This is a genomic window from Streptomyces sp. NPDC001980, from assembly GCF_040296885.1.
Classification (GTDB): Bacteria; Actinomycetota; Actinomycetes; order Streptomycetales; family Streptomycetaceae; genus Streptomyces.
Genome location: NZ_JBEOYD010000026.1, coordinates 96,815 through 112,687 on the forward strand (window position 1 = coordinate 96,815; position 15,873 = coordinate 112,687).

Below are 15,873 nucleotides of genomic sequence, written 5' to 3' on the forward strand. Positions count from 1 at the left end.
CCCGCTTTCTGTGAGGTCACCGTGAATTCGTGGGTCTGTTGAACACAGTGGCGTCACGTGTCGTATAGGGCGGGGGATTTCTATGCCCGGCCGCCCACGACATGCAGGGGAACGACCTTGAGACCCAACAGGCGCAGACGCCCGACCGGCGCACAACGCGCGACCTTCGCAGCGGTCGCCCTGATGCTCGGCGGCGGAGGACTGGTCGCGGTGAACGTCTATGCCTCGGCCACCGAGAGCGGCGGAGACCAGGGCCAGGTCGCCACCGGCCAGGTGCTGTCCGCGCCCACGATCTACTGCCCCGACGTCGGCAGCCGGCTCACGGCGGTGCCCGACGGCGCCCGGGCCGACGTCGACCGTGAACTCGCCCAGCTGGACCAGCAGATCGCGGCCGCCTACCAGCAACTCACGGCGTCCGCCGCCGAGATCGAGCAGAACCCCGGCGTCGCCGACCAGGCGATCATCGACCCGCTGAAGGAGAAGCGGTCCGAGTCGATCCAGCGCATCGCGGACGCCATCGACCGCGAGGGCGACCGCCCGCAGGGCCTCGACGACCTCGCCGCCTGCACCCTGCGCTCCTCGAACCAGGGCGACGGGCAGTCGGCCACCCCCCAGGACGGTGCCACGCCGAGCCAGAGCGGCCAGGGCAGCGCCGCGCCGAGCCAGGGCACCGGCGCCGGCGGCCAGGGCGGCAACGGCCCGGTCGCCGCCGACTACGCGGACATCACCTCCGTCCAGCCCAACGTCTCGACCCCGGCCGAGCAGCCCGGCGGCTCCACCGGCACCTTCTCCTCCAGCTGTGGCGTCAACGCGAACGGACTGTTCAACTCGGACAACGTGATCGTCGCGCCCGGTGTCTCCAACGGCGCCCACCACTTCCACGACTACATCGGCAACCAGTCCAACAACGCCTTCGCCAGCGACCAGGACCTCGCGAACGCCGACACCAGCTGCGCGGACCAGGGCGACAAGTCCACGTACTACTGGCCCGTGCTGCGGCTGCAGAACGGCAAGCAGGAGCGGGACGCCGACAAGCCGGGCGGCGGCACCGAGGGCAACGCCGGGCAGATCGTGACGGCGAAGGAGGTCACGCTGACCTTCGAGGGCAACCCGACCTCCAAGGTCACCGAGATGCCGCGGCTGCTGCGCATCATCACCGGCGACGCCAAGGCGTTCGTCAACGGCCCGGCCAACGCCAACGCCTCCTGGAGCTGCACCGGTTACGAGGACCGGCAGCTCAAGGACAAGTACCCACTCTGCCCGTCGGGCAGTGACGTCGTGCGCACGTTCAGGTTCCAGAGCTGCTGGGACGGCCGGAACATCGACAGCGCCAACCACCGCACCCACGTGGCGTTCGAGGCCCCCGACGGGAGCTGCCCGGCCGGCTTCCAGGCCATCCCGCAGCTGGTGCAGCGCATCGTCTACGCCGTGGACGCGCCGAGCCTCCAGGACGGCGGCCGTACGGTCCCGCTGTTCGCGGTGGACTCGTTCCCCGAGCAGCTGCACAAGCCGGTCACCGACCACGGAGACTTCATCAACGTCTTCGACGAGAGCCTGATGCGGACGATGGTCGACTGCATCAACTCCGGCCGCACGTGCGGTGCGGGGGCCGGCGAGCAGCCGCCGTCCCAGAGCGCGGAGCCGTCCGAACCGAGCGAGACCGCCAGCCCGGTCGCGCCGCCGGCCGAGTCGCAGAGCGCCGAGCCGTCCGAGCCGGCGACCGAGCAGCCGTCGTCCGACCAGCCGTCCTCCGACCAGCCGTCGTCCGAGCCCCCGGCCGGCACCCCGGTTACGGAGACCGCCTCCGCCCCCGGCTCCGGCTCCGGCGGCACCGAGCTGCCGAGGGTCTACGCGACTCCGTCGCCGAAGAAGACGTCGACCACGAAGTCGTCGGGCGGCGGTGTGATCAGCGAGCCGACGCAGCGGGCCGACACCGAGGCACCGACCGGTAACACCGCTGCGCCGACCGACACCGCGGTCGCCGCCCCGGCCGGCCAGGAGACCCCGGCCACCGGTTCCGGGACGGAGCCCCAGACCGAGCCCCAGGCCGTCCAGGGCGGTCTCGCCGAGACCGGCGCCCACCTGTGGCCCGCGGTCTTCGGCGGCCTGCTGCTGGCCTGCGGGGCCGCGTTGCTGTGGCGCACCAAGCGGAACTCGGTCTGACCTCTCACCTGCTGCGCAGCGTGTCCTGGGCGAGCTCGAACGCGGGGAGCATCTCGTCGTGCTCCGCGCTGTCGAGCCCGCCCAGGTGCAGGACGACCGGGCCCTTCGGGGTGACCACGGCGAGCGCGGACTCCTTCTTGGTCTCCTCCAGCAGCTTGCTGGTGTACAGGTAGTCGACCCGCACCCCGGAGAGTCCGCCCGTGGTGAAGGTCCGGTACGTCGCCCGGCCGGTGTTGTGCTCGGCGGCCACGAACGCCCGGAGCACGGCGCGCGCGTCGCCGCTGCCGGGTTTGCCGGTCCACGCCCTCAAGTAGCCGATGTTCCCGGCGGGTTTGGCGTCGATCTCGCAGACCATGGTCACCGGGCCCTGGTGCAGCAGGCCGTCCACGACCTCCTCGGTGATGTCGTCGTCCGTGCCGGCGGAGGCGACGGCGGCGAGGTCGTCGACGGCCTCCGCCTTCCAGCCCTTGGCGGTGTCGAACACCACCGGCAGCTCGCAGGCCGAACCGGCGGCGCCGATCGAGCCCCCGCGCTGCGCCGCCGCAGCGGACGCGTGACCCGACTCGGTCACCTCGACGGCGCGCGGCGTGGCGCCGCATCCCGCCAGCAGTGCCACGAACAGCCCGGTCAGTGCCACTCCGCCCCCGTGGGTCCCCACTCTTTACCTCCCCTTGGTACGACACCGGCGGTCACTGTAACCGAGGGCGCCGACACCGTCGTACGCGAGAGGTGCGGACGGTCCCGGTTGACGGGGCATCACATTACTGAACCGTAACCTACTGGGTGGTACCGCCGGTAACCCCTGCTCGTTACCGTCGAGGAGAGCCGCCACGTGTCCCGGCAGCCGCACCGGGACCGCCGTCACCCGGCATCGCTCGGGTCCCCACGCACCACCTCCCACGTCCCCGCACGTCCAGGAGGTACTTCCCCGTGCCCGTCCGTGCCCGCCTGCTGGCGACCGCCGTCGCCGCTGCCGCCTGCCTCTGCCTGCAGACCCTGCAGGCCACGACCTCCCAGGCGGAGGTCTCCCGGGGCGTCACCATCCCCGCCTTCTACGACCCGCCGGCCACCCTGCCCACGGCCGACGGCACCCTCGTCCGCACCGAACCCCTCCCGCTGGCCCTGAGCCTGCCGAGCCTGTCCGGCCCGTTGCCGGGCACCGCGACCCGGCTGATGTACAAGTCCACGGACTCGGCGGGCGACCCCGTCGCCGTCACCGGCGCCTACATCGAGCCGACCGTTCCCTGGCTCGGCCCCGGCGCCCGCCCGCTGGTCGCGCTGGCCCCGGGCACCATGGGGCAGGGCGACCAGTGCGCCGCCTCCATGGGCCTGCAGTACCCACTGATCCTCAACGGCCGGACCGTGTCCGTCGGATACGAGGACCTGTCGATCTACCGGCTGCTCGCCGAGGGCGTCGCGGTCGTCGTCACCGACTACGTGGGACTCGGCGCCACGGACCGGCTCCACACCTACGTCAACCGGCTCGACGGCGCCCACGCCGTCCTGGACGCGGTGCGCGCCGCCCGGAACCTGCCCGGCGCCTCGGTCACCGCGGCCTCGCGGGTGGGCCTGTTCGGCTACAGCCAGGGTGGCGGCGCCACCGCCGCGGCCGCCGAGCTCCAGCCCGCCTACGCCCCGGACGTCACCCTGTCCGGCACCTACGCCGGGGCGCCGCCCGCCGACCTCACCGCCGTCACCGCGGCCATCGACGGCAGCGATCTGGCCGGCGCCCTCGGCTGGGCGGTCAACGGCTTCGTGCAGGCCGACCCGGCGCTCAGGCCGATCGTCGACGCCCACCTCGGCACTGCGGGCCGGGCCGCCCTCGCCGACCTGTCGACGATGTGCGTCGGCGACGCACTCCTCGCCTACGGTTCCCAGCACAGCACCGCCTGGACGAACGACGGCAGCTCCATCGCCGAGGTCGTCGGCGAGGAGCCCGTCCTCCAGGCCTTCCTGGACGATCAGCGCATCGGCAGGACCGCGCCGACGAGCCCGGTCCGGCTGGCCACCGGCGTCAGCGACGACCTCGTCCCGCACGCGCAGGCACGGCAGCTCGCCGTCGACTGGTGCGACGAGGGTGCAGACGTCACCTATGTGCCGGTCGTCCTGCCGTCCGCGGGCCGCGCCCTGCTGAACCATCTGGAACCCCTGCTCACCGACCAGGGTGACGCCGTCGGCTGGCTCACCGCCCGCCTCGCCGGCGTACCGGCCGGCTCCAACTGCTGGAGCCTGCCCGTACAGCCCTGAACGTGCAGCTCTGAACGTGCAGCTCTGAACGTGCAGCCTTGTACGCGCAGTCCTGCCCGTACGGCCCCGAGTGCCGCCCGCCGCCGTTTGCCGTCGGCGGGCACCGCACGGCAGGGTGCCGTTGTGCCCACCTTGCTGATCGTCCACCACACCCCCTCACCGCACTGCCAGGCCATGTTCGAGGCCGTGGTCTCCGGGGCGACCCCCCCGGAGATCGAGGGCGTGCGGGTCGTGCGCCGGGCGGCGCTGTCCGCCACCGCCGCCGACGTGCTCGCGGCCGACGGATATCTCCTCGGCACCCCGGCCAACCTCGGCTACGTCTCCGGCGCCCTGAAGCATTTCTTCGACCAGATCTACTACCCGTGCCTGGACGAGACGCGCGGCCGCCCCTTCGGCGCCTACGTGCACGGCGGCAACGACGTCACCGGCGCCCTGCGCGCCCTCGACTCCATCACCACCGGCCTCGGCTGGCGCCGGGCGGCCGAACCGGTCACGGTGACCGGCGAGCCCGGCAAGGCCGACATGGAGGCGTGCTGGGAGCTGGGCGCGACGCTCGCCGCCGGCCTCGCCACCGACGCCTGACCGGTCTCCGGGCGCCGGTCACCCGGATGGACGAAGGTGCGGGCGCCGGAGCCAGGGCACACGATGGGAGCAGGCCGTGTCGTCGATCCGAGGGAGCGCCGGATGGCAGCGCAGCGCCGTGCCTGCGGGCCGCCCGCGGCGGAGATGCTGCGGGAGTGTGCCCGTGACGTGGTGGCCGTCGCCGAGGGCATCCGCGAGGTCTCCGCACGGACCAGCTCCGTCCTGTTCGCCCCGGCGCTGACGGGTTCCGCGCGCCGCCGCCCGCGCACCGGCCTGGCCGCCCGCTGGGCACTGCTGCGGACGCTCACCAACAAGCAGGGCCTCGGTGGCTCGGCGATCGTCGCGCCGGACGGCGTCGGCCATCTGCTCGGCGCGGCGGGCGAGGCGCTCGGCCGGGAGAGCCTGGCCGCGCTCGTGGCGGTCGGCTCGCTGCGGCTGAGGATCGCCGCCGTACTCCTCGACCACCCCGAGTTCGGGCGCGACCCGGGCATGCGCCGGCTGACGGACGCGGTCACCGCCGACCGCGACCCGGAGGCGGCCGTCCGCGCGCTGCGGGTCCTCTTCAAGGACCAGGGCGCCCAGCGCTCCCTGTCCGCTCTCGCCCCGATCCTGGCGGAACTCCTCGCCGTCCGGGGCCTGCTGGACGAGGACCCGCTGAGCGACGAGACCGCCTGGGCGCTGGCCGCGGGCCGGGAGCTGACCACCGGCCCGGTCCGGGGCTTCGACGCCGCCCACTTCTCCGGCACGGACCAGGGCGCGGGCGCCGCCCAGGCCGTCGAGCTGTCCGCCGAGGAGACCCGGTCCATCGTCACCGAGGGCTCCTTCCTCGGTTTCCTGCGCAACATCGACGCCCTCGCCGGCGACGCCCGCGTCCTCGTCCAGGAGGTACGCGGCCCCGACGGCGTGCTCCGGTACGTCGTCCAGGCACCCGGCACGGCCCCCGGTCGCCCGCGCGACGACTCCCCGCAGGACTTCGCCGGTGCGTGGCGCGACCTGTTCCTGACCGACTCGCCGTACGCCCGTTCGATCCTGCTGGCGATCCGGGACCACGGCATCCCGCGCGGCGCCGACCTCGCGCTGGTCGGGCACGGCGAGGGCGGGATCGCGCTGCTGAACCTCGCGCAGGACGACGAGTTCTGCCGCGCCTACCGGGTCACCCACGTGGTCGCCGTCGGCGCGCGGGCCGACGACCGCAGGCCCGCAGACCCGCGTACCTGGGTCGCCGGCATCACCAACCGGTACGACATCGTCCCGGCCCTGGACGCCCCGGGTGCCCCGCACGCCAACCGGTACCGGGTCGACTACACCGGCCCCACCCGCGAGTTCCCGCACTGCCACCTGCTTCGCGTGTACATCGACCACCTGGAGACGGTGATCCCGCAGGCCCGGGCCGACGTCGACCGGGCCCTCGCCCCCTACCGGGGCCCGGTCGAACGCACCCGTGTCTACCGGCTCAGGGACCGCGGCCGCCCGCCCGAGGGCTACCCGTTCCTGGCCGTCCCCACCACCGGCCTCGCCACCTCGGCGGGCCCGGTCGACGTGCCGGTGCGCTACTACGACTCCTCCGCCGCGCACCTGTGTTTCCCGGTCGACACCGACGTGGCCCGCAGCCTGCTGCCCGACGTCGCCTGGCTGGTCCCCACCCGGCTCGGCCGCCGTGCCCTCGCCGTGCTCTCCCTCTACGAGCACCGGTGCACCACCATCGGCCCCTATACCGAGCTCGGTCTGTCGGTGCTGGTCGACGACCTGTGGCGGCCGCACGCCTACGACCTCGCCGCGGACCTGCTGCGCCGTGCCGACCTGCGGCGCACCGGACGGTACGTGGTCGCGCTCGCCGTCGGTACGGAGGAGGCGCGGGCGGTGGCCGCGGAACTCTGGGCCCAGCCGGCCGTGCGCGGCTCCGCCGACGTCGAGCTGCAGGGTCGCGAACTGCGCGTGCACGCACCCGAGTTGGGTGTCTCGGTGGAGGGCCGCCCGGGGCCCGGAGCGCGCTGTCCCGAGGCGGACTGGGTGCTCTACGGTCGCCGCGGCGAGAGCACCGTCCGCACCCTGGTCCGCGCCCACGGCAGGCCGCGCATCCATGCCCGCCCCCGGCTGCGGCTGCGGCTCGACGGCGCCCACGGGCCGCTCGCCCGGCACCTCCAGATCCTCGAACTGGACGCCGTACGGCCCGGGTTCGTGCTGACCAGCCCCCGGTTCGTGGCCCACAGAAGCGCCGGCGCGGTGCTGCCGCGCTAGGCATCCCCCCGAGTACAGGTGAGCCCCATGGCGACCGAATCCCGTCCCGTTACCGCCGCCCCCGAACTCCTCGCGTACGTGGACGGCCTGAGGGTCGACGCGGACCGGATGGACGGCTACGCCCAGCGGCTGCGCGGCGCCGCCGAGCGGCTGGGCGACTGTGCCGGGGCACCGGAGTGGAGCGGCGCCGCCCTGGAGCGGCAGGCGACGGCCTGCGTGACCGCGGCGATACAACTGCGGGCGGCCGCGACCGCGTTGCTGGCCCACGCGGTGGAGTGAACGGCGGCCCTCGATCGATGACGCGGCGTGGCCGGGACGATCGCGTCCCGGCCACGGTGTGGCATCGGCGGCTCAGCCCGCCGGAGCGGTGTGGGGTTGTTCCGGGCCGGGCTTGGGGCGGGTGCGGGTCCAGGACGGGTCGGCGGCGAGGTCAGGAGTGGGGGGACGGTCCATGGGTCGGGGGGCCTCCTGAGGTGTGGGGGGTGGTGAGCGGTGCGTCCGGTGCCGTCGACAGTTCGGCCCAGACGACGCGGGCGGTGGGCCGCCCCTCCGGCGCGGCCGTGACGCCCCAGTCGAGACTGAGCGCGTCGACGAGGAACAGGCCGCGCCCGTTCTGCTCGTCGGGTCTGGCCCGCCGGGGTGCCGGGAGCGTGATGCTCCCGTTGTTCTGGTCCTCGACCTCGATGCGGATCCGGTCGGCGCCTGCGTGCACCCGGCAGACGATCCGCCGGCCGGCCGAGTGCACGATCGCGTTGGTGACCAGTTCCGAGGTCACCAGAACCGCGTTGTCGCGGGCTTCCTCGCCCACGCCCCACGAGCCGAGCAGCTCGCCCACGCTCCGGCGGGCGTTGCCCACCGCGCGTGGCGTCGGCGCCAGGTCGAAGACCCGGCTGTGCAGGGCGGTCCGGTCCCCGGAGGCGAACCGGTCGAGGCCTTGCGGCCCAGGGAGTCGACCGAGGCGTTCGCCTCCGGGTGGTCTGGGGATGCCGGTCGGTTCCGACGGGCGGTACGGGCCCTCGGCGGCGGCCGCCAGGGCCGGCCGGGGCAGGCCGGGTATGTGGTCCTCGGGCAGTCGGTCGAGCGGCTGGGGGAGAGAGGGCGGGGCCATCGCCGTGCGCCTTTCGTCCGGCTTCGCAGCGTGGGGGGCTGTGCGGTCGTGTCCGCCCCGGGCCGCACGGGGGCAGACGACGACCCGTGCCTGGGCGGCGCCGGGCCGCAGCTCAGTCTCCCCCAACTGGACTGCTTCGCCTGCTCCTTGGTCGGCCGGAGCAGTGACTCCACTTTGGCATCTGCCAACATCGCCTCGCAACCAGCAAGTTGAAAATTGCAAGAAGCGAAGTGCATGCTGCTTCCGACAGGAAGTGATCGAACGAGTCCGTGAACGATCACGGGTACGTGAGACGGTGACCCTGGAACCTGGTGTGAGGGGGTAGGGCGTGACCTCGGAGACCGACTGGGGCGGAGCCCCTTCCGTCCTGCGCATGATCCTCGGCCGGCAGCTGGAGGAGATGCGGACCCGGGCCGGCCTGACCTACGAGCAGGCGGCCGCCGCGATCGGGGTCAGCCACTCCACGATCCGCCGGATGGAGGCCGCCAAGGTGGCGCGGCTCCGGCTGGCCGACGCCGAGAAGCTGCTGCAGGTCTACGGCGTGACGGACCGCCAGGAGGTCGACACCTTCCTGCAGTCGGTGCGCGAGGCCAACAAGCGCGGCTGGTGGCACACCTACCGCGATGTGATGCCGGACTGGTTCGCCGCCTATCTCAGCCTGGAGCAGGCGGCGTTGCAGATCCGCGCCTACGAGAACCAGTTCGTGCACGGCCTGTTGCAGACCCGCCAGTACGCCGCCGCCCTGCTCGGCGCCGGCAACCCGCACGCGCCGGGCGAGGCGACCGAGCGCATGGTGGCGCTGCGTATGCGCCGCCAGGAGCTGATCACCCGGCCGGCCCCGCCGCGGCTGTGGGTCGTGATGGACGAGACCGTGCTGCGCTGGCCGGTCGGCGGCGCCGGGGTGATGCGTGCCCAGATCGACCATCTCATCGAGATCAACCGGCTCCCCAACGTCACCTTGCAGATCATGCCGTTCGCCAACGGCCCGCACCCCGCCATGCGCGCGGGCGCGTACCACCTCTTCCGTTTCAAGGCCCCCGAGCTGCCCGACATCGTCTATCTCAACGGCCTGGTGGGTGCCGTCTACCTGGACAAGAGCGACGACGTCGTGGTCTATCGCGAGGCCCTGGACCGGTTGGGCGCGCAGGCAGCGCCCGCCAGAAAGACCGAGGCCCTCCTCGGTGCGATTCGCAAGGAGCTCTGACGTGCACCACCCCATACGCAACGGCATCCCGTCCCGGCAACTCGGCGCGCGCGGCTGGTCCAAGCCGTGGAGCGACGACGCCGGCGGTGCCTGCGTCGAAGTGAAGAAGCTCGCCGACGGCCGGGTCGCGGTACGCCAGTCGACCGACCCCGACGGACCGGCGCTGGTCTTCACACCCCGTGAGATGACGAGTTTCCTGTCCGGTGTGAAGGCGGGTGACGCCGACTTCCTGATGTGATCGGATTTCCCGGAACTTCCTTGCTATAGCTGATCGTTCAACCAACCCCCCACACCCGACGCACCACCGCGCAGCCCCCCCGAACACCCCCGCATCCCTCACCTGAATGGGAGACACGGCGTTGCCCGACAACGGATGGCCGGCCGACCGCATCGACACCGAGAACGCGCACTCCGCACGGATCTACGACTACATCCTGGGCGGCAAGGACTACTACCCCGCCGACCAGGAGGCGGGCGACGCGATGTCCCGGGAGTGGCCCGCGCTCCCGATCCACATGCGCGCCAACCGCGACTGGATGAACCGCGCCGTGCGCTGGCTCGCCGAAGAGGCGGGGATGCGCCAGTTCCTGGACGTCGGGACCGGCATCCCCACCTCCCCGAACCTCCACGAGATTGCCCAGGCGGTGTCCCCGGACTCCCGGGTCGTCTACGTGGACAACGACCCCATCGTCCTCACCCTCTCCCAGGGGCTGCTCTCCAGCACGCCCGAGGGCCGGACGGCGTACATCGAGGCGGACTTCCGTGACCTGACGGACCTCTTCGAAGCCCCCGAGCTGCGCGAGACCCTCGACCTGGACAAGCCGGTCGCCCTCACGGTGATCGCCATCGTCCACTTCATGCTCGACGCGGACGACGCGGTGGGCGTCGTACGGCGGCTGCTCGAACCGCTGCCGTCCGGCAGCTACCTGGCGATGTCCATCGGCACCGCCGAGTTCGCGCCCGACGAGGTGGGCCGGGTCGCCCGCGAGTACGCGGCCCGCAACATGCCGATGCGGCTGCGCACCATCGACGAGGCCCACGAGTTCTTCGACGGCCTGGAGCTGGTCGAGCCGGGCATCGTCCAGGTGCACAAGTGGCACCCGGACGGCACCGGCGAACAGGGCATCCGCGACGAGGACATCGCGATGTACGGAGCGGTCGCCCGCAAGCCGTAGCACAGGCTCCGTGCCGGGGCCGGGCTCACCTTCCCGGCCCCGGCACGGTCGTTCCACGGATACCGGTGACGATCACCCGTAGCGGGGCGGACGGCGCCACGGAGGTCGAGGTCCCGCACGGGGACCTCCCCGAAGGCATCCGCCCCGAGGGCACCGGCTTGCTCAGGCGTTCGGGTCGAAGGAGATCCCGGACGGCATGGAGTACCCCAGGTTGGCGTTGAACGAGCCGTCCTTGATCTTGATGGTGGCGTCGCCGAAGTCCGCGTTCATCAGCTTGTCGCGGTAGCCCGCCGGGTAGCCGTCCCAGCCCACCAGCCGCGGGAAGAACCAGCCGCCGGTCACGTTCTCCGGCGGGTCGTCGTTGGAGTTGGCGAACCGGAAGTCGTGGGTGGACACGCCGTCCTTGTGGTAAACGATCTTCGGGTGGGTGCCGTCGAACCGGATCGCCGAGGCGGCCGCCACCTGGTAGCTGCTGTGCTGGGACACCGAGACGTACTGCACCTGGTTGTTCTGGATCCACACGATGACGTGTTCCCAGTCGTGCCGGTGCCCGATGGCCAGCGGCCCGAGCGTCGCCTGGTCCTTCTCGAAGTAGCTGGCGTACATCACCGCGCACCAGCCGTTGTTGCACTTCTCGCGGGAGTAGGTGTTGGCGTTGGCGAGCTGTGCGTAGTCGTGGCAGTGGCCGTTGACGTCACCGCCCAGCGACAGGCCGGGGTTGATGGTGCCGTCGGCGCCGATCGCGGCGGTGGTGTAGCAGCCGTCGCCGTCGTAGTCGTAGGCCGGGGAGAACGTCTGCTCCAGGCCGTCCGCGTTCTGCGGCAGCAGCGTCAGAACGTCGGCGTGCGCGGTGGCGGGCACGGCGACGACCAGCGCGAGCGCGCCGAGAGCGGCGGCGAGGGCCTTGCGGAGCGGCCGTCTGCGGGTGGGGGATTGCAGTTCGGTCATGGGGACTCCCTGTCGGTGAAAGGCGAAGCGGAGTCTCGCAGTCAGCCCCTGCCGACGACCACCCTTACGACTTAACTTTGACCCAAAGACAATTGAACAGCTGACCCAACTCGGTTGCTGTCAGAGGCTGTTGACCTGCTGTGAGTCCCCCGGATGCGGTTGCCGCAGGGCGCGCCCGAGGTCAGGCTACTCGTCGGTTCGTCCCCCCCCACCGCCCGAAAGGGAACCCCGTGAGCGACACAGACATGCCTTCCGCCCCGCTGAACCGGCGCGGCTTCCTCGGCGCCGCCGCCGCGGCCGGGCTGCTCGGCACGCTGTCCACACCGGCCGAGGCCAGGACCGCGGCCGCCACGGCGATATCCACCGAGTCCGGCCAGGTCACCGGAGTCCAGGGCAGCCTGCGGGGCGTCACCGTCTACAAGGGCATCCCGTACGCGGCCACCACCGCCGGCGCCAACCGCTGGCGCCCGCCGCAGCCGGCCCCTTCCTGGGACGGGGTCCGCGCCGCCGACTCCTGGGGCCCCGCCTGCCCGCAGCCGGTCACGGGCATCCCCGCCGACCAGGTGCCCGAACTCGGTGAGGACTGCCTGAACCTCAACATCTGGACGGCGGCGACGGGTTCGGGCGACAGCCGCCCCGTCGTGGTCTGGCTGTACGGCGGCGACCAGGCCCTGTGGTCGGGCCAGGAGATCTACAACGGCTCGCTGCTCGCCTCCAAGGGCGTGGTCGTCGTCACCCTCGACCATCGCGTCGGCCCGCTCGGCGGTCTCGCCCACCCCGGGCTGACCGCGGAGTCCACGTACGGCGGCTCCGGCAACTGGGGGATCCTGGACGTCGTCGCGGCGCTGGAGTGGGTCCAGCGGAACATCGGCGCGTTCGGCGGCGACCCGGACCGCGTCACCCTGGCGGGCTGGGCCCAGGGCGCGTCCATCGTGCACATCCTGCTCGCGTCCCGGCAGGCCAGGGGCCTCTACCACCGCGCGCTGCTCTCCTCGGGCGTCCGGTACACCAAGGACCCGGCCCTTGCCCGGGGGACCGGCCGCTACCGGACCCTCGCCGCCGCCGAGGCCAACGGCAGCGACTTCGCGGCCCGGTTGGGCGCCGCCGATCTCGCCGGCCTGCGCGCGCTGGACGCCGACGACATCGTCAGCGGCGCCGCCGCCGACACCACCGCCGACTTCGGCCACGTCCTCGACGGACACGTCCTGCCCGACACCTACACCGCCGTCCTGAAGGCCTGCGCCGAGACCGACGTGCCCGTGCTGACCGGCGTCTGCAAGGACGCGAACGGCGCCTCGTCCGACCTGAAGCTGACCCTCGACGCGTTCCAGTCGTACGCCCGCTCCGAGTTCGGCCCGCTGGGGCTGGCGGACACCTTCCTGGACCTGTACCCGGCGGACAGCGACACGGCGGCCGCCCGGCAGTTCAGCGCCTACGCCCGGGACGAGGAACGCGTCTCCGCCTTCCTGTGGGCGACCCAGTTCAAGGACACGGCCGCCAACTCCAGCGCCGTCCACACCTACTTCTGGACCCGCGTCCCGCCCGGGTACGACGACACCAACCCGGTCATCGGCACGGCCGCGACCGGCGCCTTCGAGGGCTCCGACGTCTACTACCTGCTCGGCTACCTCTACAACACCGACCGCCCCTGGACCTCCAAGGACTACGACACCGCCGACACCACCGCCTCCTACGTCGCCCGCTTCGCCGCCACCGGCGATCCGAACGGCAGCTCACTGACCACCTGGCCCGCCGTCGCCACCGACACCCCGCAGACCATGGAACTCGGCGGGAACCTCGGCACGGTCGCGGTGGCCGACAGCGACGCGAAGCTCACCTTCCTGAAGACGTATCTGGAGTCGCAGACCACGGAGTTCTGAGCCCCTAGGCCCGCGCGGAGCCGTGGCCGATGATGCTGTGGTGCTGACGGCGGTGCACGGTCGGGGTGCGGTGCAGGGCGATCAGGGCCGCGTCGTCGCCGAGGTGGCCGCCCGCATGCGCCAGCAGGTCCCGCCGGATGTGGTGCATCAGCGTCTCCGGAGCGGCGTCGGTCCACTGCGCGACCCGCTCGGCGAGCGGGTAGAAGCGGCCCTGCGCGTCCCGGGCCTCGACGACTCCGTCGGTGTAGAGCAGCAGGGTGTCACCGGGCTCGAACGAGAACACGTCCAGGGTGCGCTCGGTGCCGCCCGTGCCGGGCACCCCGAGCGGCGGTGACGGGTGCAGGCTCGGCACGGTGACCGCGTGCCCCGGGCTCAGCAGCAGGGGCGGCGGATGACCGGAGCTGGTCATCCGGGTCACCGGGTCCTCGTCGGGGATCTCGACCAGCAGCGCGGTGGCGAACCGCTCACCCGCCTCCTCCCGGGGCTCCAGGTCCGCCGCGTACCGCTGCACGCTCTGCTCCAGGGCGGCGGCGAGGTCCGGCAGGGTGACGTGCCGGTGGGCGGACTCCCGGAAGGCGCTCAGCAGCAGCGCCGCCTCGCCGATCGCGGACAGGCCCTTGCCCCGCACGTCGCCGATGAGAACCCTGACCTCGCCGTCGCAGCGGGTGGCCGCGTACAGGTCACCGCCGATCTGCGCCTCGTCCTCGGCGGCCAGGTACAGCGAGGCGATCCGCAGCGGGCCGATGTGCTCGGGCAGCGGCCACATCAGCACGTGCTGCGCGGCCTCGGCGACCGTGCGCACCTGGGCCAGCTGGGCACGGCGCCGCTCGCGGACCGCGCTGTAGACCACCACCATCACGGAGAGCACCGTCAGGGTGACGATCTGCACGATGTGGTTCGCGGTGGTCAGACCGCCGTGGAACACGGCGATCACCACCTGGGCGACCACCGCCAGCGCCCCGACCAGCGCGGTCGCCCGGGGGCCCGCCAAGGACGGGGTGAGCGCCGGGGCGATGACCAGGGCGGGGCCCAGATGGATGTCCTCCGGCGTGCGGAGGTCCGCCACCGTGATCACCAGGATGAGCAGGACCGGGAGCAGCAGCAGCGCGTGCGACGACTGCCACGACCGCCGCAGCCCTGTCATACAGCCCTGCAGCTTGCCCATGCCACCAGCCTGCGCCACCGCCCGGGGACCGGCCACCGCGAGCCCCTTCGACGTGCAGGCCTCTAGAGGTTCACGGAACGCATCCCGGCCTCGTCGTAGCGCTCGCCCGCCGCCCGCGGTACCTCGGCCTCGATACGGGCCAGGTCCTCCTTGGTCAGCTCGACGTCCACCGCACCCGCGTTCTGCTCCAGGTAGCCGACGCGCTTGGTGCCCGGGATCGGGACGATGCCGTCGCCCTGGGCCAGCACCCAGGCGAGGGCCAGCTGCGCCGGGGTCACCTCCTTCTCGGCGGCGATCTCCTTCACCTTGGCGGCCAGCCGCAGGTTCGCCTCCAGGTTGTCGCCGGTGAAGCGGGGACCGGTGCGGCGCCAGTCGCCCGCGTCGAGGTCGTCGGGGGAGGAGAACCGGCCGGCGAGGAAGCCGCGGCCCAGCGGCGAGTACGGCACGAACCCGATGCCCAGCTCCCGGCAGGCGGGCAGCACCTCGTCCTCCGGGTCACGGGTCCACAGCGAGTACTCGGTCTGCACGGCCGCGACCGGGTGCACGGCGTTCGCCCGCCGGATCGTCTCGGCGCTCGCCTCGCTCAGCCCGATGTGGCGCACCTTGCCCTCGGCGACCAGCTCGGCCAGAGCACCGACGGTCTCCTCGATCGGCACGTTCGGGTCGACGCGGTGCTGGTAGTACAGGTCGATGTAGTCGGTGCCCAGACGCTGCAGCGAACCGTGGATCGAGCTGCGGACGTGCTCTGCGGAGCCGTCCTGCGGGCCGATGCTGCTCATGTCCCCGGGGACCGCGTGGTCCATCCGGTAGTTGAACTTCGTGGCGATCACGTACTCGTCCCGGTGCCCCCGGATCGCCTCGCCGACCAGCGACTCGTTGGTGAGCGGTCCGTAGAGCTGCGCGGTGTCGAGGAAGGTGACGCCGAGTTCCCGCGCGCGGTGGATGGTCCGCACGCCCTCGTCCTCGTCTGCGGTGCCGTAGAAGGCGGACATACCCATGCACCCGAGGCCGATGCTGCTCACCTGAAGATCTCGCAGATTGCGCTGTCGCATGTGACTCCCAGCCTTTCCCGCTGACTCGTTCTCCTTCGGACGCTACGACTTCAAGAGCACTCGAAGTCAAACGGGCGCCGCCGATCCGGTACACCTGGACCGGGCACCCGT

14 protein-coding genes are annotated in these 15,873 nt (G+C 72.3%); 9 read left to right on the forward strand and 5 right to left on the reverse strand.

Going from position 1 to position 15,873, the window contains the following annotated elements:
• Nucleotides 1–183: 183 nt before the first annotated feature.
• On the forward strand, nucleotides 184–2,163 hold the full coding sequence (locus ABT137_RS32835) for a DUF1996 domain-containing protein (RefSeq protein WP_351714797.1): 1,980 nt from the start codon (nucleotides 184–186) through the stop codon (nucleotides 2,161–2,163).
• 4 nt (nucleotides 2,164–2,167) lie between these two features.
• Here the strand turns inward: ABT137_RS32835 and ABT137_RS32840 are convergent, their stop codons facing one another.
• Nucleotides 2,168–2,821 carry a lipoprotein gene (locus tag ABT137_RS32840; RefSeq protein WP_351714744.1) on the reverse strand — a complete coding sequence of 218 codons (654 nt, stop codon included), beginning with the start codon at nucleotides 2,819–2,821 and terminating at the stop codon, nucleotides 2,168–2,170.
• 272 nt (nucleotides 2,822–3,093) lie between these two features.
• Here ABT137_RS32840 and ABT137_RS32845 point away from each other — a divergent pair, with 272 nt between their 5' ends.
• The 4 genes from ABT137_RS32845 (at nucleotide 3,094) to ABT137_RS32860 (ending at nucleotide 7,509) form a co-directional block, all read left to right on the forward strand.
• The gene (locus tag ABT137_RS32845) at nucleotides 3,094–4,410 is read left to right on the forward strand and encodes a lipase family protein (protein WP_351714745.1); all 1,317 of its coding nucleotides are present in this window, start codon (nucleotides 3,094–3,096) and stop codon (nucleotides 4,408–4,410) included.
• 123 nt (nucleotides 4,411–4,533) lie between these two features.
• Nucleotides 4,534–4,992 (forward strand): flavodoxin family protein, encoded by a 459-nt coding sequence (locus tag ABT137_RS32850; protein ID WP_351714746.1) that lies wholly within the window; start codon nucleotides 4,534–4,536, stop codon nucleotides 4,990–4,992.
• 102 nt (nucleotides 4,993–5,094) lie between these two features.
• Nucleotides 5,095–7,230: a hypothetical protein gene (locus tag ABT137_RS32855; RefSeq protein ID WP_351714747.1), complete on the forward strand. Its 2,136-nt coding sequence runs from the start codon at nucleotides 5,095–5,097 to the stop codon at nucleotides 7,228–7,230.
• 27 nt (nucleotides 7,231–7,257) lie between these two features.
• Complete coding sequence (locus tag ABT137_RS32860) at nucleotides 7,258–7,509, forward strand: hypothetical protein (RefSeq protein ID WP_351714748.1); 252 nt, start codon at nucleotides 7,258–7,260, stop codon at nucleotides 7,507–7,509.
• A 151-nt stretch (nucleotides 7,510–7,660) separates the two neighbouring features.
• Here ABT137_RS32860 and ABT137_RS32865 read toward each other — a convergent pair whose 3' ends face one another.
• Nucleotides 7,661–8,338, reverse strand: coding sequence for an ATP-binding protein (locus tag ABT137_RS32865; protein WP_351714749.1), 678 nt, complete (start codon nucleotides 8,336–8,338; stop codon nucleotides 7,661–7,663).
• A 328-nt stretch (nucleotides 8,339–8,666) separates the two neighbouring features.
• On the opposite strand from ABT137_RS32865, the gene ABT137_RS32870 reads away from it, so the two are divergent.
• The 3 genes from ABT137_RS32870 to ABT137_RS32880 all read left to right on the forward strand — a co-directional run bounded on the left by ABT137_RS32870 (nucleotide 8,667) and on the right by ABT137_RS32880 (nucleotide 10,717).
• Complete coding sequence (locus ABT137_RS32870) at nucleotides 8,667–9,542, forward strand: Sco1979 family transcriptional regulator (protein ID WP_351714750.1); 876 nt, start codon at nucleotides 8,667–8,669, stop codon at nucleotides 9,540–9,542.
• 1 nt (nucleotide 9,543) lies between these two features.
• Complete coding sequence (locus ABT137_RS32875) at nucleotides 9,544–9,780, forward strand: DUF397 domain-containing protein (protein ID WP_177233215.1); 237 nt, start codon at nucleotides 9,544–9,546, stop codon at nucleotides 9,778–9,780.
• A gap of 121 nt (nucleotides 9,781–9,901) precedes the next feature.
• Nucleotides 9,902–10,717, forward strand: coding sequence for an SAM-dependent methyltransferase (locus ABT137_RS32880; protein WP_351714751.1), 816 nt, complete (start codon nucleotides 9,902–9,904; stop codon nucleotides 10,715–10,717).
• A gap of 162 nt (nucleotides 10,718–10,879) precedes the next feature.
• Here the strand turns inward: ABT137_RS32880 and ABT137_RS32885 are convergent, their stop codons facing one another.
• On the reverse strand, nucleotides 10,880–11,665 hold the full coding sequence (locus ABT137_RS32885) for an NPP1 family protein (protein WP_351714752.1): 786 nt from the start codon (nucleotides 11,663–11,665) through the stop codon (nucleotides 10,880–10,882).
• A gap of 230 nt (nucleotides 11,666–11,895) precedes the next feature.
• On the opposite strand from ABT137_RS32885, the gene ABT137_RS32890 reads away from it, so the two are divergent.
• Nucleotides 11,896–13,545 (forward strand): carboxylesterase/lipase family protein, encoded by a 1,650-nt coding sequence (locus ABT137_RS32890; RefSeq protein WP_351714753.1) that lies wholly within the window; start codon nucleotides 11,896–11,898, stop codon nucleotides 13,543–13,545.
• Nucleotides 13,546–13,549: 4 nt separating this feature from the next.
• Here ABT137_RS32890 and ABT137_RS32895 read toward each other — a convergent pair whose 3' ends face one another.
• The gene (locus ABT137_RS32895) at nucleotides 13,550–14,710 is read right to left on the reverse strand and encodes a PP2C family protein-serine/threonine phosphatase (protein ID WP_351714754.1); all 1,161 of its coding nucleotides are present in this window, start codon (nucleotides 14,708–14,710) and stop codon (nucleotides 13,550–13,552) included.
• Between the two features lie 62 nt (nucleotides 14,711–14,772).
• Entirely contained in the window at nucleotides 14,773–15,762 is a 990-nt protein-coding gene (locus ABT137_RS32900) for an aldo/keto reductase (RefSeq protein ID WP_351714755.1), read from the reverse strand.
• Between the last annotated feature and the right edge of the window lie 111 nt (nucleotides 15,763–15,873).

Coding starts and splice junctions, on each gene's coding strand:
- ABT137_RS32860 (WP_351714748.1), top strand. CDS start 7,258: ATGGCGACCGAATCCCGTCCCGTTACCGCCGCCCCCGAACTCCTCGCG.
- ABT137_RS32895 (WP_351714754.1), bottom strand. CDS start 14,710: ATGGGCAAGCTGCAGGGCTGTATGACAGGGCTGCGGCGGTCGTGGCAG.
- ABT137_RS32865 (WP_351714749.1), bottom strand. CDS start 8,338: ATGGCCCCGCCCTCTCTCCCCCAGCCGCTCGACCGACTGCCCGAGGAC.
- ABT137_RS32855 (WP_351714747.1), top strand. CDS start 5,095: ATGGCAGCGCAGCGCCGTGCCTGCGGGCCGCCCGCGGCGGAGATGCTG.
- ABT137_RS32835 (WP_351714797.1), top strand. CDS start 184: ATGCTCGGCGGCGGAGGACTGGTCGCGGTGAACGTCTATGCCTCGGCC.
- ABT137_RS32900 (WP_351714755.1), bottom strand. CDS start 15,762: ATGCGACAGCGCAATCTGCGAGATCTTCAGGTGAGCAGCATCGGCCTC.
- ABT137_RS32885 (WP_351714752.1), bottom strand. CDS start 11,665: ATGACCGAACTGCAATCCCCCACCCGCAGACGGCCGCTCCGCAAGGCC.